Annotated in this window: 14 protein-coding genes and 2 pseudogenes; 6 read left to right on the top strand and 10 right to left on the bottom strand. The window is 45.1% G+C overall.

Annotation, left to right across the window (positions count from 1 at the left end):
• Positions 1-3 precede the first annotated feature (3 nt).
• On the top strand, positions 4-1,443 hold the full coding sequence (locus B2U97_RS09255; RefSeq protein WP_278355166.1) for a hypothetical protein: 1,440 nt from the start codon (positions 4-6) through the stop codon (positions 1,441-1,443).
• Positions 1,430-2,029, top strand: coding sequence for a condensin complex protein MksE (locus tag B2U97_RS09250; RefSeq protein ID WP_278355167.1), 600 nt, complete (start codon positions 1,430-1,432; stop codon positions 2,027-2,029). The genes B2U97_RS09255 and B2U97_RS09250 overlap by 14 nt, the downstream gene beginning before the upstream one ends.
• A 53-nt stretch (positions 2,030-2,082) precedes the next feature.
• Here the strand turns inward: B2U97_RS09250 and B2U97_RS09245 are convergent, their stop codons facing one another.
• From B2U97_RS09245 to B2U97_RS09235, 3 genes are all read right to left on the bottom strand, one after another.
• Positions 2,083-2,982: a nucleotidyl transferase AbiEii/AbiGii toxin family protein gene (locus B2U97_RS09245; RefSeq protein WP_286823286.1), complete on the bottom strand. Its 900-nt coding sequence runs from the start codon at positions 2,980-2,982 to the stop codon at positions 2,083-2,085.
• Positions 2,979-3,749 (bottom strand): type IV toxin-antitoxin system AbiEi family antitoxin, encoded by a 771-nt coding sequence (locus B2U97_RS09240; RefSeq protein WP_286823285.1) that lies wholly within the window; start codon positions 3,747-3,749, stop codon positions 2,979-2,981. The genes B2U97_RS09245 and B2U97_RS09240 overlap by 4 nt, the downstream gene beginning before the upstream one ends.
• 123 nt (positions 3,750-3,872) lie before the next feature.
• Entirely contained in the window at positions 3,873-4,220 is a 348-nt protein-coding gene (locus tag B2U97_RS09235; protein WP_286823284.1) for a DUF3024 domain-containing protein, read from the bottom strand.
• 288 nt (positions 4,221-4,508) lie between these two features.
• On the opposite strand from B2U97_RS09235, the gene abiEi reads away from it, so the two are divergent.
• The 4 genes from abiEi (at position 4,509) to B2U97_RS09215 (ending at position 7,788) form a co-directional block, all read left to right on the top strand.
• Complete coding sequence (gene abiEi, locus B2U97_RS09230; RefSeq protein ID WP_286823283.1) at positions 4,509-5,033, top strand: type IV toxin-antitoxin system AbiEi family antitoxin; 525 nt, start codon at positions 4,509-4,511, stop codon at positions 5,031-5,033.
• A 28-nt stretch (positions 5,034-5,061) separates the two neighbouring features.
• On the top strand, positions 5,062-5,949 hold the full coding sequence (locus B2U97_RS09225) for a nucleotidyl transferase AbiEii/AbiGii toxin family protein (RefSeq protein ID WP_286830466.1): 888 nt from the start codon (positions 5,062-5,064) through the stop codon (positions 5,947-5,949).
• Positions 5,950-6,176: 227 nt separating this feature from the next.
• On the top strand, positions 6,177-6,485 hold the full coding sequence (locus tag B2U97_RS09220; protein WP_278355759.1) for a hypothetical protein: 309 nt from the start codon (positions 6,177-6,179) through the stop codon (positions 6,483-6,485).
• A complete protein-coding gene (locus tag B2U97_RS09215) occupies positions 6,475-7,788 on the top strand; it encodes a type II toxin-antitoxin system HipA family toxin (RefSeq protein ID WP_286823280.1) in 1,314 nt (437 codons plus the stop codon). Before B2U97_RS09220 ends, B2U97_RS09215 begins: the two co-directional genes overlap by 11 nt.
• Positions 7,789-7,833: 45 nt before the next feature.
• Here the strand turns inward: B2U97_RS09215 and B2U97_RS09210 are convergent, their stop codons facing one another.
• From B2U97_RS09210 to istA, 7 genes and pseudogenes are all read right to left on the bottom strand, one after another.
• Positions 7,834-9,096, bottom strand: a complete 1,263-nt coding sequence (locus tag B2U97_RS09210) for a type II toxin-antitoxin system HipA family toxin (protein WP_286823279.1) — start codon at positions 9,094-9,096, stop codon at positions 7,834-7,836.
• A 5-nt stretch (positions 9,097-9,101) separates the two neighbouring features.
• Positions 9,102-9,386: a helix-turn-helix domain-containing protein gene (locus tag B2U97_RS09205; protein WP_286823278.1), complete on the bottom strand. Its 285-nt coding sequence runs from the start codon at positions 9,384-9,386 to the stop codon at positions 9,102-9,104.
• Between the two features lie 666 nt (positions 9,387-10,052).
• Positions 10,053-10,283 (bottom strand): annotated as a pseudogene (locus B2U97_RS14130) (IS3 family transposase); the annotation flags it as partial.
• Between the two features lie 156 nt (positions 10,284-10,439).
• Entirely contained in the window at positions 10,440-11,036 is a 597-nt protein-coding gene (locus B2U97_RS09200; protein ID WP_034818406.1) for a putative adenosine monophosphate-protein transferase Fic, read from the bottom strand.
• Positions 11,037-11,523: 487 nt separating this feature from the next.
• A complete protein-coding gene (locus B2U97_RS09195; protein WP_286830463.1) occupies positions 11,524-11,841 on the bottom strand; it encodes a hypothetical protein in 318 nt (105 codons plus the stop codon).
• A 386-nt stretch (positions 11,842-12,227) separates the two neighbouring features.
• Entirely contained in the window at positions 12,228-12,980 is a 753-nt protein-coding gene (istB, locus tag B2U97_RS09190) for an IS21-like element helper ATPase IstB (protein ID WP_286830461.1), read from the bottom strand.
• Positions 12,973-14,465 (bottom strand): annotated as a pseudogene (istA, locus tag B2U97_RS09185) (IS21 family transposase). Before istA ends, istB begins: the two are co-directional and overlap by 8 nt.
• Positions 14,466-14,634 lie beyond the last annotated feature (169 nt).

Raw genomic sequence — 14,634 nt, 5'->3', positions numbered from 1 at the left:
GTTATGGCGGACTTGATACAAAAACGCTTCAGTACAATCGAAACCATATTAAAAATGCTCAATCATCGTGAGCTTATGTTTCGTGCTATTGAAACGTCCGATAAGCGTCAGGGCAATGCCGTGATTGAGGCGGAATTCTTTTATCTGGTAGCTGAATATAAAAAAGGTTTGTCAGCAGAGAAGCAAAAAGAGGTAACCACCGTTTTTGACTATAAAAATTTATTGTCTGCCAAGGTGCTTGATGATCGACGCGCCACAGACGGCGTGACAAAGTTATGGTTTAACTCGGTTATCATTGATTTATTCCGCCTGTGCAAAATCAGCCTATATCGCCCGTTGAACAAAACCTCACTACTGTCAGCCATGACGCCGATATGGTCCATATTGTCGGATATTAATGAGAAGCAGCTCTCACTTATCCCGGGAACTGAAGAATACGACGAATGGACCGACACATTGAATGCCCACATCACGGGATTACTCGGGCGAATAAAAGCCAACATTACGAAGCTGGAGCAGATTGGCGAACAATTCCAGGAGGATATCGCAGAAGAAGGTGAGCGCGAGCTACCTGATGCTATGAAGCTTAAATTTGAGCACGCCTCGAAACTCTATCGTCACGAAGTGCAGCCGCTCAGTTCATTTTTGGATAAAGACACGCGCTACGAAAAAGGTGATGGTATTTTGCTGACCATTGATGCGTTAAAAAATGTCTTTGTCCGCAATGGCGACCTGGAGTACCAGGCGCTTATGACGAACTACTATCTGCAATACCTGGATTTATTCGAGCCAATAAAAGCGGTCGCCGACAATATCAGTATTTATCTGAGAAAGACCAAAGAAGCGATTGCACAGCACAACGCCATTGAGTCCGCCTATGTCATCATCAAGCAAGCTTATAATAAGACATTAAGTGCTGATCGCCGACTCAAAAATATCAAGTTGTCGGATCTGCAGGATTTAGCGCCGGAGCGAACACTGGGCAAAATCAAACGCCCTGCCCCTATACAGATTGATAAGAAACCGGCCTTTTTAAGTAACGTGTTTAATGAGCTGGCACGCCGGACCCTACAAAACGCCCATAGTATCGACGATAAATTGGTGTTTGAGGACGTTATTCAAAAAGACAGCGCTGTTGCCATCCGGCACTCAATTCGTCTGAATCGCTGGGTTACATCGCATTCATGGCCGGAGAATGTTGATTTTATCGCACATGCTTATGAACAGCTCAAAAACACGTTTGAGGGATTCAAAGTACCTGATTTACTGGAAATAAGCAGCACACTGGTCACCTCCAAACAGTATACGATTAAAGCACTTCCGGCATTCAAGCAGATCCGTGAAGAAGATCCTGATACCGGGGTTGTTACTGAAATGGGTTACTGCGTTCGTCACATTACCGCCACCGGACAACATTCAGAGGGTTCTGATGGAAATCAATAATACATTCTCACAAACATCACCTAATCTTTCACGCGCTATTTATCAAATGTTCGCTGAAGGCGGGATCATTAACAAACACGAATACGTGCAGTCCGTTGCCGATTTTAAAGAATCTTCCATGTATCAAGAGTTGGTAACCAATCATAGTCACTATGAAGCACTGTATTGGCAATTGGGGTATGTCCTCGCGCATGATGGTGAAGGCGAGTTTTTCCACATTAAATCAAAAATTAAAGACGAAGAAGACGACGAATTTAATGAGGCCGCCTTAAAAATTATGGCGGTATTAACATTGTTTGCGCGTATAGCAACACAACGTGGGCAGCCTCTCCACCTGCTCGGCGAACCGGCTCAGGGGTTAACGGTAGCTGACATTGATATGCTTGATAGTGACGAGGATCTGCAACAAGTATTACGCGCATTAAAGTTCAAGGATAAGTCTAACGTTATCAGCACGCTAAAACGGTGTGGGTTTATCTTTCAGGTGAGTTCGACAAAGTACGTCTTAAGTAAAGGCGCGGTGTCAATGATAGACGCCATTATAGAGCATCAACGGAACGTGAGTGGGGATACGCAGCCTATATAAGAGTGACACGTTTTTGGGAGATGGCAGACAAAACCTTTCGCCAGAGCGATAAATCAGCTTGCCAATAACTCTTCAAGTCGATGAAGTTGCCATTGATAGTTCTCTGGATTGTCTTCTTTGAATTTCGCCAAGTTGAACAGCTTCCACTTAACGGATGGAAAGTGCTGATAGTCGTATACAGACCAGTCAGGCTGTAGTCCATTAAAGCTTAACAAAAACTGCTTATCCGGCTCGTTCAAATTTTTCCTTATCGTATCTATGAGCATGTCTCTGGTGACTTCATAGTCGGCATAATTGAAAGCAAGATCACTCATCCCCTCGAACTGGTTTTCAAAGGCTGCTTGCTGGTCAAGTAAGTTGGGTCCGAGCATTTCATGGGTGGGTCGGTCGCTGCTGATGAGAGCGAAAATAAAGCCACGTTTTATTTCCTCAGTAAAGCCAATATTTTCCAATAACAGTTTCGTATCGAAAAGGTCTCTTGGGTGCTGCCGGTCAAGAGCGGCACAGAGTTTACCGCCATAAAGCTGACCAAGGGGGACTATCGGCATGGCACAGAATACGTCGTATTGCTCTTGCGCAGATGAGCACAGTGCCGTTTTGGTTGCAGGCCCTAGTAAGCCACGGCCAACCATATTCACTTCAACCTTAATTTGCACACCTTGCTGACTGATCTGAAGTTTACAAACCTTCGGTTTATTCTGAATGCGTATGGACGCACTTAGTTTTTCAATGCGCTCTTTTGTGCGCAAAAGTGCGGCATTGATGGCATCCAGCGTTTCAAGCCGATCAGCTATTTCGACGTAAGTTAAGTCGATGTCTACGGACAATCTTGGCATGTCCTGCAGAAACAAATTGATAGCCGTACCGCCATGCATCGCAAAGCACTCCTCCTTAGCAACCTCCGGCAATACATCCAGAAGCAGCTTCACCTGCCTTCTATAAGCTTCATTCATGCCATAGCTTCCAATGCTTTCGGTACCGTTATTTGGTACTTCGCGACATAAATGCCATCAGCTACTATCGAACGCTTACCGGAGCCCAGGTCCACGTTGTCTAAATTGAGGTAACGCACCCAGTCGTGATTCGCTTTGTCAGCCATATAAAGAAATAGGCGTTTAACCTTGATTGATTTGCAGGCCTCAAGCAGTTTTTGCACGGATGCCGGTCGTAGGTTGTTCAGCCCCTCCATTAACTCGAAGACCTCCGATAATGATTGTGACTTTGGTGCGAGGTATAAACATTCCATGATTGCGCGTGCAGGGTCGGATACCTTCACTGTAAATTGCTTGTGCGATAGTTCGAGCAAACCAAGCTCCGGCGGTAGGAAATTGGTGAGCGCGCACTTTAGCGAAAGACCCCAGTCTCGTTTCTTAAACCAAAGCGGTAAATGCTCACCCTGGTTGCCAAACAGTTGCGCATGTTTTGGAGAGAGCTCTAAGTAGTGTGATTTGCCCTGCAATGCTAATGCAGTCTTACCCCCTGGATGGACGGATAGACCCAGTTGGGTTTGCAGTGCATATACAGCCCCCAGATAATCGACCTGGTCGCCGAAACGGATTAATGCACCCGTACCGACAGATTCAAACCACTGGCTGCTCTTATAACGCTTTTGCAGGTCGTTGCTGTAACCATTATTAGCAAGCCAGGCAGAGCAAAGCACAACCCCGGCGGGCTGGGCTCTGAGTAGCTTGTTTAATTTAGATGGTGAATCGGTACTCATAGTGCCAATCTACTATAATTTATAAACCAAATTAGCCGTTAGTTTATATTATTTTATATTTCGGCGCTATTAGTACCTAAATAAGTTGAAGTTTAAACTGCGGAGCTGGTTGGAGATTGATACTCAACCAAAGAAACAAGCATACCGATCTTCTTTAACGAGCTCTAGGAAATCACTAAGTCGCTTCACTTTAGGCTTTGGCTCATAAGCATGCCATTTCAAATCAGCGCGTTGCCAATAAACTTTCCAGCAATTTTGCGTTTTTACGTAGGTTGTTTTTGCCACCGGCAGTTCCATGGTTTCGGAAGGATTTTGCCATTGCGGTCTGATTTCGAAAATTTCAATACTCTGATTTTCAATTCGGTAACCAAGGTCAAGCTCTGGTCGTATGTGCATCGGCGGTCTTCGTACCGCCATGAACGCTTCAAGTTCTTTCTCACATTTCTTAATTTCGAATTCACTGAGGGCCATAGCAGATTACCTAATACGCGAAAAAGAGGCAGGATTTTAACCCAAGATGTGGCCTGTTGTGAATCAAACTGGGTTTGATTCAGTTCCGTCCTTTTCAATGAGGCAATACGAACCGGCCAAGGTAATTGTCTCTCAATACAGGTAGATTGGATTAATTGAAAGGTTGTATGCCTACCTTTAGGTCTACAAATTATTACTTAAAAAGTAACTTTATGTAGACCTATTGCTTGCCGTAATCTAATCAATGGTCTACACTGAATTACCTAATTGGTTATTTAGTGTAGACCTATGACTAAGTCTGATAAGCTATTAAACGCATTGGCTAAAGCGGTTAGTGCCGGCGGTGGCGTTCACAGTGCAAATGAGCTTGCTTTTATGTTGGGCGTGCCTTGTGACCCGGCTTTTAGAAAGTTCCTCGCTGATAGCGTAAAGAAGGGCTTGCTAAGACGCGTCGTAAGAGGCTTTTATGAAAGTAAGATCACACCGCCAGAGCCAGAAACAGCCATTTATAAGATCATTAAAAAGTTGCGTAGTGGCGTATTGAATTACATCAGCCTAGAAAGTCAGCTTAGTTACACCGGCGATATTTCGCAAGTTGTGATGGGTAGAGTCACCGTTGTTACTAAAGGTCGAAGTGGTTGTTTTGACACGCCTTATGGTGTGATCGAATTTACCCACACTAAGAAGCCAGTCGAGCAAATCGCCCCTCAATTGTACTATGACCCCGAAATTAAAATGTACCGCGCATACAAAGAACAAGCGCTCGCAGATCTTAAGCACTGCCGCCGTAATCTGCATATGCTGGAGAGCTAAGTATGTGGGAGTGTGTAGGAGATAGAGTATGCTGAAGCAACAAATCCGCCAAATCGTACAGTCAAATCCTGACTATGCGGCAATCACGCCCGCGATAGAAAAAGAGATCTTGCATCATGACATTATGGATGTGCTGATCAAGCAAGGTGTTATGCAGCGATTAACCTTTATTGGCGGCACCTCATTACGCATGTGTCACAACAGCAGTAGGTTGTCAGAAGATCTTGATTTCAATGGCGGTCATGACTTCAAACCATCTGAGTTTGAGGGGTTGGGATCCGAGATACAGACTTATATTCAAAATAAGTATGAAACTGAAGTTTGGGTAAACAAGCCCGCTGGCGAGCAGCAAGGGGATACCGTTTCGTGGAAGATTAGTATCGTTAAAGAGCCTAATCGTCCTGATTTACCAAGACAAAAAATGCATATTGACGTCTGTTCAATACCTTCATTCGATATCGAAAAGCGTCCGCTAATCAATCATTACGATATTGTTGTGCCGACTGAAGGGATCCTGGTTCCTGTACAGTCATTAAAAGAAACACTGGCCGATAAGCTAATTGCGTTAGCGTATCGGTCAAGACGTATTAAACCTCGTGATATCTGGGATATTGTTTGGATTAAACAACGTGGGATTGATTTATCCAAGGTATTGGTTGAGAAAAAACTCTCCGCGAGACATAAGCAACCAGATGACTTTCGACAGGCGCTGTCTACTGCGTTAGACAAGCTAATATCGGAAGAGGGGATACACGATGACTTTAGTATGGAAATAAGCCGTTTTATCCCTAAACAGATTAAAGAGAGAACGTTAGATAACCCAGACTACTGGCCATACGTTCAGGGTGAGGTAAATGCCATCGCATCTGAGTTACTCAATGGTGGGACATCAAAAAATCCATTTGATATGGGTTAGTTCCGAATATTCGAGTTTTAGAAAGCGGCTCGATTGTCAATGGACATTAATGTTGAGTATGCCACCATAATTGTCACTCAATAGTTCACTATAGAAAACTTAATTAGTATATTTTGCAATAAAAGTTCACTAAAGCGTTATTAATTTTATAAAAGTATGCTAAATTAAACAAATTATCATTCAGATATTAAAAAGTTCACTAAAAAGAACTATCATTGGTGAAACACATGAAAAGTCACATCACAGAGTTAAAGCAGCAAGTTCATGCGCTTCTGCGTGAGATCGAGCGACTAGAAGCAAAAGAGCTTGACGAAAAAGACGTCTTTCCGCTCGCAGAGCTAAAGGAGCGTGTGACTCAATACGTGAAAGAAAACGATATTACCATCGACACCTTTTGCGACCTAGCGATGATCAGCAAGACAACACTCTATGCTGCATTTACTTCGCCAGCCTCAGCGAAATGCTCAACGATTGAGTCCATTATCGCTGTGTTTGGTAACTATACACTGTATGTTGGACGCACCGATGCACGTTAATCGTATCGCGACCGTATTCGTCAATGGTGTGAAGGCGGGCATACTCACCGAATATCGCGCGTCGCAGGATTTATCTGCTCGTGAGTCATATAAATTTGCGTATGCAGCAGACTACCTAGAAAACGGCTCGCCAATTGGTCATCATCTTCCGCTTACAAAGACCCAGTATGAGTTTGATGCTTTACCGCCCTTCTTTACCAATTTGCTCTCAGAAGGATGGTTAAGAACCCACCAAGCGCAGAAGGCGCGACTTGATAAAAGCGATGAGTTTGGTTTGTTGTGCGCCAACGGCGAAGAGCTGATTGGCGCTATTTCTGTAGTAGCCGATGAAGTTGACGATTTACCAGGCCAGCGCTCTGTTCAAATACCAATTCCTAAGCCCAGTATTTTGAAAGACAAAGGCGTCAGCATTGTTGGCACATCACGCTCATTCAATGACTATGCTGTTGACCATGCAAACGGCCATTCCATATCGGGTGTGCAGCGCAAACTGATGATGAAGTTGGAAAGTAATCAACTCGTGCCAACGACTCGCGGCGGACAATACATTGTAAAGCCTGCACCGGAAGGTGTACCGCATTGCCCCGAGAATGAGTTTTTTGTTATGAGCTTAGCCAACAAGGTTGGATTCAAAACCGCTGAATGTGGCCTTGTCCCCTTTGAAGACGGAGAATTCGCTTATGTGACCAAGCGTTTCGACATTCTCAGCAAGCATGAGCGATACTTTGTCGAAGACGGCGCGTCATTATGTTCGGTCCACCCAAAACATAAGGACAGCGACGCATTAAGTTATGAAACCGTTTTAAAAAGACTCAGCGAGGCCGCAGGAAACAGTAAAGCAGTGACGCTCAACCTATTCTTACACGTCGTTTTTTCATATCTTGTTGCGAACAACGATTTACACTTGAAGAATTTTTCCTTAATGCGTAAGCCGTCTGGGAAAGACTCGACGATGGATATGTTAGCCCCCATTTACGACGTCCTTAGCTTAGCGCCCTATCCCGTATTTGACCACGCCTGCTTCACGTCGATTGGTGTTCTCGCAACAGAAGAGGGAGACGACGGCTATTTCAGTGACGCTTACGAGCAGTTTGGTTTTTATACCCAAAGTGACTTCGTGCAGCTTGGGGTGAACGTAGGCTTGCCGAAAGCTTTGGTGGAAAAACAACTAAAGCAACTCATCGGCAAGCTATTCAAGGTGCTCGACAGTGGTTTTCGAACGCCACTACCCGACGATATGTACGAAATCATAACAGATCGTATTCGTGAGCGCGGTCGCGCATTAGAGCTGACTTTGCGTTAGGCACCAGATGAACTAACCAGCTACGCAAGAGAGAGAAATGCCGATTCACAGCCTAAAATCTTCATGCAGTTTCGACCAATGATGTCTTAGCACTTGCTTGTGCTCTCGATGCATCGGCAATTCGGTTAATAATTTAGGCCAAATAGACCGAGCTTTATCTAATGTATCCGTTATGTGTACTTTGACGGCCTGCCACGGAAAACCAACACGATTAGCCCAAATTTCGAACGATGCCATGCTCACGTCATACCAATTTTTGTTTTTGGCCATATTTAACGCGAATTCCTTCTCGCCTTTGACGTAAGGTATTGTTGAAACTATATCATAGGCAGGAGATAACATGGGCCGCTGAGGGTTGGAATATATCACCGACCAGTTCTTAAGGTGTGCATCACCATTGGCAAGTAATATATTCACAAGTATGCGCCTAGCCAGTTGCTGGACGTCTTTTAAGGCTTGATGGCTGTAGGAATAGAGCGCATCCGCAATCTGTTCATAGTTGTACTTTTCATATTTTGCATAGGAGTATACTTGGAATATTTGAGCGAAATCTTCAGTGTGCACTCGTTTCCCATTGTCCCTATCAAATCGCTTGATTGCGTATGCGTATTGTTCGTTCGGCAATTGAATATTCGGTAGATTATCCAGATTAGATAATTCAACCAATTTTATCTCTGGAATATCAACGCCTGCAGCCTCTGCAAGACGCATAGCCGAGAACTCATTAAAAGGCACAAACTGATGCACAGTGGATGGTGTTTTAATGATCCAGCTGTCATCATTAGCATCAGTGCCGATATTGAATCTGCCATCTTTGTTGCGAACTGAAGAGAATTTCATTTGTACGCCGGCAAGGGAAAACTTGTTTTGTTGGGTGGCGACATCAATTTGTATAGCTTCAACTTGTTCACGATGATCAAGCGCCCAAACTGGGAGCTGACCTGCAATTATCGGAGATGCAATAAGACCTCCCGGCAAACTCCGGCCCATATGCGCCATTAGCGGGAATTCATTGTCCTCATGCACTTTAAGCGACTGTGCCATCCAGTGTCTTAATGCCCCTTCGGGCAGAAGATTGGATAATACCGGCGGCAAACGTTGCGAACTGATAACTGGTTTACCAAGAGCCTGTTCATTCACCAATTGGGACATCGTAAATGTGTTGCGTTTCTTTGCAGGCAACGCCAAATAATCAGGCGAAAAGACTAAAATGTTCTTACCGCCCGAATAATGAGATATGACACCAATCTCCTGGTTATTAATACTGAGACTGAGGCCTTCGACGCACTCTATGCGTTTCGTCTTCATCTTACCTAGTCCTCAAGATGTTTGTGTCTGCTAGCCCAAATACTCTCTGTCTCTGAGTTTGCTGGAGTTGTACTTTTGCCATCAATATCTGACGGATCTACAACCGCTAGTTGCAAATCTAAGCCAGCAAGAATGCGCAATAGCGTTGAGACTTTTAAATCCTGCCCAGACTCCACCCGTTGATACTGTTGCTGCGACATTCCTATAAGCATGCGCATGTCTTTTTGTGACAACTTTCTTTTCTTGCGCTCTCTAACTAATCGTTCGCTCAGTTCATTTAATGTCTTCATAACACAATCCAAAAATTGTTTTCATTATTTAATACAACTTATACGCTGTATAGAAACAAAAAACAATCATTTTGTTGTTATTTAGATTTAACACAACTCTGGTGATGTATTTAGCAGCAATTACGGTGGCCGGTCCGGCCAAGATAATTGTCGCTAAGATGATTTCGGTTTAATCCGATCACCGCTTTCGGTCTACCCGAACAATTCTTGGCGGGTCAATTTTGTCACTGTGACTACTCACCGCACTGCCGCGACCCATGTATTAATACGATCGGCGTATCGTCAATGGCTTCGATTAGATTTTGCTTTGTATTTCGTGGAAATAAGTTATCGGCCATCTAATGAATCCTTCGCTAAAATTTTCTCCAATTGCAATCCAACCTGCGTCCATTTGAAAGCAAATGCCCGTCTAATTGAAAGTGTCAATGTGCAGATTGTTTTTCAATTGTGTGATTTGGTGGCTCCGAAGGACCGATTTGTAGATAAGCGGAACGATGCTCTCTTTGGATTTCCCAGACTTTACTAGACACTTTTAACTCTTTAAAACCCCGGTAGCCTTATACGCTCGCTTTGCGGCGTTAGTCGTCCTCGTTGTCCGGTTCGTCTCCGTATAAGGCCTCGAGCTTTTTTGACAGCACCAACAGGGCGCTCGTTTCAGCTAACGCTTTAGTCTTTGCGACGAACCTCGGCCTTAAGCTTTTTAATTTCTTTGGTCGTTTTTTTGCGCTCCTGCTTGACCTGCCGATCACTGTCAGCAGTGCGACCAAAGCCCTGCAGGCAATCCGTACGCCACTGTTTGACCTGCTCGGTAAATAAGCCTTTTTCACGACAATACGCCGACAGCTCAGCTTCAGATAAGCCGGCGGTTTCGATAACGATGGCTAACTTGTCTTCAGCGGACCATTGGTCAGCCTGTTTTTGATGTCCGGGCCGACGCCGAAATCAATGTGCGGATGATACCGAAATGCTTGTCCGGCTTAGGCCGAAATCACTGCCCGGATGACCCCGAAATGCGCACTTTACTACCCCTTGTAATAATCACTAGTGAGTTCATCAGTCTATATTTGAAATTGCTTGAGAGAAAATTGCTTCAAGCAGAGACAGATCACAATTAACGCCCGCAACATTTGCATCTATCCAGTGGTCCTGCGATATATTAGGCCAAGACAGGTCGTAGCCCAATACGAATAGCATTTCCTCAAAAAAGAGCCGCTGGACTCGACCATTTCCTTCTCTAAAAGGATGAAGCAAATTAATCTCACAGAATAAGTCAGCAACACCAATTATTAACTCTTTTTCTGTTTGCAAGTGTTCGAGTGAAGGAACTTTTTCAAGTAGTTTGTTCGACTCTGGTTCAATACGTGGCCATGTGCAGAATCGCGTCGTACCTTTTGAAATATCAACATCTCTCAATTCGCCCGCCCATTCGTAAACGTCTTGAAATAGGTGATGGTGTAGCTGCTTAAGGTGAGGTAACGTGAAATCGGAGAGTGTTAGGTGTGGCGCAATATAATCCTTGGCGCGAGCGGCACTGAATGAGGCTTCAGCTTCTTCTAGCTCGCTTGGCTCTCGAATATCAAGAAGGTTCTTGAGAACATCTGAGTTGGGGTAACAATATCTGTCTTGAGCTACCCCGTACTTATCTCGCATACTTTTGCTTTAATTCAGCAACAGTCAGATGCCTATTCGCTTCTTTAAGTTTCAACCCTTCGTAGCTTAGGCTTGTCTCGAAGTTTTTCATATTCGGCGTGAACCGAGCCTTACGAGTTTTGCTCGTCTTTAAAATAGCATTTGTCATGGATTGTACCCTCCTAACACTATAAATCTTACCATACCAGACAAAAAATAGCCATGTGGACTCGCGTGAACGATCGCTTATTGCCTACGAGCTCCATGGGCATTGAGATGTATAATCTGGTTATAACGCTTTATAATGATGACACTCTTTCACGAGGTGGCTCGGACGGAGATCAACGTCCGACTCTACGCACATTTACTCTTGAAAACCCTTGTTTTCAAGAGTAAATACAAAACCAAAGCAATCCAAGCTGATGATTGGACTTCTATTTCCTATTTATAAAAAATGACTATTCAGGACTGAGCGTAGGTTCGGACACACAAAATGACTCAACGTAAGTTATTCATACTTCAATATTTCAGTCAGTCTTTGCTCATCGTCATTAGCTCGTAACCAATTCAAAGCTTCGTCTTGCGACTCACAAAAGGTAGCTTTACACTCCGGTTCCCAATCCCGATAATTTGTGAAAAAACGTTTTTCAACAACAAACTTGTTATCATCAGTTTTGTATATTGTTGCGGAATGAAAGAGATCTGTGTCCGGTACTGTCGCCGTATCGTAAAACTTAACCGAAACCACATCACCAGTTTTCGCAATCACTTCCCCCCTGAACTTAAGAGCGTCACCCTCTGTCGTTTTAATTCGTATAGCTTTCATACGCTCCCCTCTCAATTATTTATAGTAACGGTTATGCTTGGATAACCAGTTAACAGCGTATTTACAAGTTTTTTTCACCGAGATCGCTGTCTAAACCAACGATTGAAGCTTAGTAAACAGAGACCATGCTAGTCACCCTACCGCTCGCGCTGGTTTTGTCATCCCTGAAATGAAAAAACCGACCTAAAACCGGTTTTCCCGCCCATATCCAGGGGTCTGCATGTCGCCACGCGTGGATGATGGGTAAGTGGTTTTTCTATTATAAAAACTACTTTAATGTTTACAAGCAGATTTCATAATCAGGCGAGTTTCATTGGGAGTCCTATGTAGCGTCAATTACCTTGGCCGGTTTTCCGGCAATTATCCTGGCCGGTTGATACCGATTTTTAACTACCGTTGCTCATTGCCACTTTGCGACGGTAACTTTCACCTTCACAATGAAGGATTGTCGCATGATGCACCAGCCGATCGATGGCGGCTATGGTCATCGTTGAGTCGTCGAACAGTTCATCCCATTGCTCGAACGACTTATTTGATGTGATGATCATGCTATGCCTTTCGTATCGATGCGCGATTAGCTCGAACAGCACACTGGTCTCCTGCTCGGTTTTGCGAACGTAACCTACGTCGTCCACGATAAGCAGATTGTATTTATCCAGTTTCAGTAGCTCATCCTGCAATCGAAGATGCTGTTTCGCTTGTTGTAGCTGTTGCACGATGGCTGACGCCGCGATGAACTTAACCTTATACCCCTGCTCGATAAGCCCGTAACCGATGCCACTGGCGATATGGGTTTTACCCAGTCCGCTGGCTCCGAACAGTAAGACGTTAGAGCCGAGTTTTAACCAACCGGGTTGGTTAACCAGATCGATGATTTGGTGTTTTGAGATACCGTCGACCAGATTAAAGTCGAAGTTGCCAAGGTTTTTTCCAGCCGGCAACTTGGCGTCTTTCAGCAACCGCTGTAAGCGTTTATCTTCGCGGTTTGCCAGCTCGATATGACAGAGCTCCGATAAGTACTGCTGAGGGCTCCACTGTTCTTTGATGGCTTTATTGCCCAGCGCGTCCCATTCTTTAACCATGGTGGCGAGCTTTAACTGCTTGAGCATGAGTGATAGTGAAGCCGTTGCGTTATCCATGCAGGCCTCCCGGTATCATGCTGGCATAAGAGCTTAAGCTGTGTTGCTTGATGGTAAGTGATGGTGCTTTCGGCTCGATAACTAAAAAGCGCTCTTCGCATTCCCGGATGGCCGGTAATTGTCGCTGGGTAATTGACGCAGCAATAAATCGTCCTAATTGACGCTCACAACCGCTTTGTTTGGCTAAATGAAGCAGTTTTACCATGTAATAGCGGCTTTATCGGCCGTTAGCGTGTCGTCGACATACTCCCAGATGGTCTTGTAATTGTCGTCCGGTAATAGGTCATCGCGCAACTGTGAGTGGCGGAACGCACGCGGTTTCTTAACCAGTGCATCAATAACATGCCGGTAATTGACGCTGCGGGCGCGACCACCTTTGTCGGCATAGACTCGCTCAAGCTCCATCACGAAGTCGGTGCCGTAAAATAGGGCTAACCGGTCATCATAAAGCCGTACCAGCAATCGACTGTCAATAAGCCTTGATGGCACCGTGTAGGTGACGCGCTTGAGGCAAATCGTGCTTGTCCGCGACACCGTGACATAATGCTCGGTGTAATTGACGCTCATTGCCCGGGGCAGCGGCTGTAATTGCCGCTGCTCGAGTTGGTATTTGTCGCTGACGCGACGATTACGCCGTGCTACCACACTGGCGACAAAGGATTCATACGCATTGCGGCTGTCGAAGTCGTAACTACCGCGGATTTTTAGTGCTTGCTCGACTTGGGACTTGGTGTGCCCGTGCGGACTTTCGATAGCACCGTTCTCATGAGCAACACCCGGATTATTGCGTGTTGCTTTAAAACCGTAATGCTTCACAAGGTCGTTGAAGCGCTCGGTTAAGTCATCAGCCGATGAGTGGTTTTTATAAGCGGCACTCAGGCTGTCGGTACGGACTTCCCGAGGCACTCCCCCGGCGGCGTGTAGCGCATTTTGTAATCCGTCAGAGAAAGCCGCAAAGCTTTCACCACCGTAGATGACCTGCACAAACGCCCAGCCGCTGGCCGGCATCCGGTAATGAAACAGCATGTGCTTTAATGGCTCACCGGCAATGGTGACCGGCGATTTCACATGAGTAAAATCGGTAATACCGAGCGCACCATATTCATGCGTTTGTATAAACACAACGTCTTTAGCTGGCCCGTGTAACGATCGCCATTTACGGATGCGGCGCTCAAGTGTACGACGCGAGCCGGGACTGAATTTATCAGTGTGATATTCGCAAAGGTGATCAAAAACGCCCACTGGCGTAATGTCATTATCCTGCTTGAGTATGGGAACAACAACGCTATCCCATACCGCTTCAAGTGGATCTTTGCGGGTGCGCCACTGGCGCTTACCGTCGTTCGTTTGTTGATTGGCTTTATCAAGGCGCCGGGCTGATCGCTCTGAAATGCCTGCCTTAGCAGCAGCGACAACTTGGCTATTTCGTGTTCTGTGTTTCATATAGATCATGACCTGTTGATCCGTGATTCGTGTTCCCGGCACAGTGAACTCCCTCCGTTCTGCTGTGCCGAACCTTATCAGATCAACCGGCCAAGATAATTGCCGCTAGACCGGCCACCGTAATTGTCGCTCAATAGTTTAATAAAATCTATGTAAACATTAGAGTTTTTGGGCGGATCAAAAAAGTCGACTACATGTTTTGTAAGTTCAA

Origin of the sequence: Idiomarina sp. UBA3176 (assembly GCF_002364295.1) — a bacterium.
GTDB classification, from domain to species: domain Bacteria; phylum Pseudomonadota; class Gammaproteobacteria; order Enterobacterales; family Alteromonadaceae; genus Idiomarina; species Idiomarina loihiensis.
Note: the sequence above shows the minus strand (reverse complement) of the source record. Positions and strands in the feature narration are given on the sequence as shown.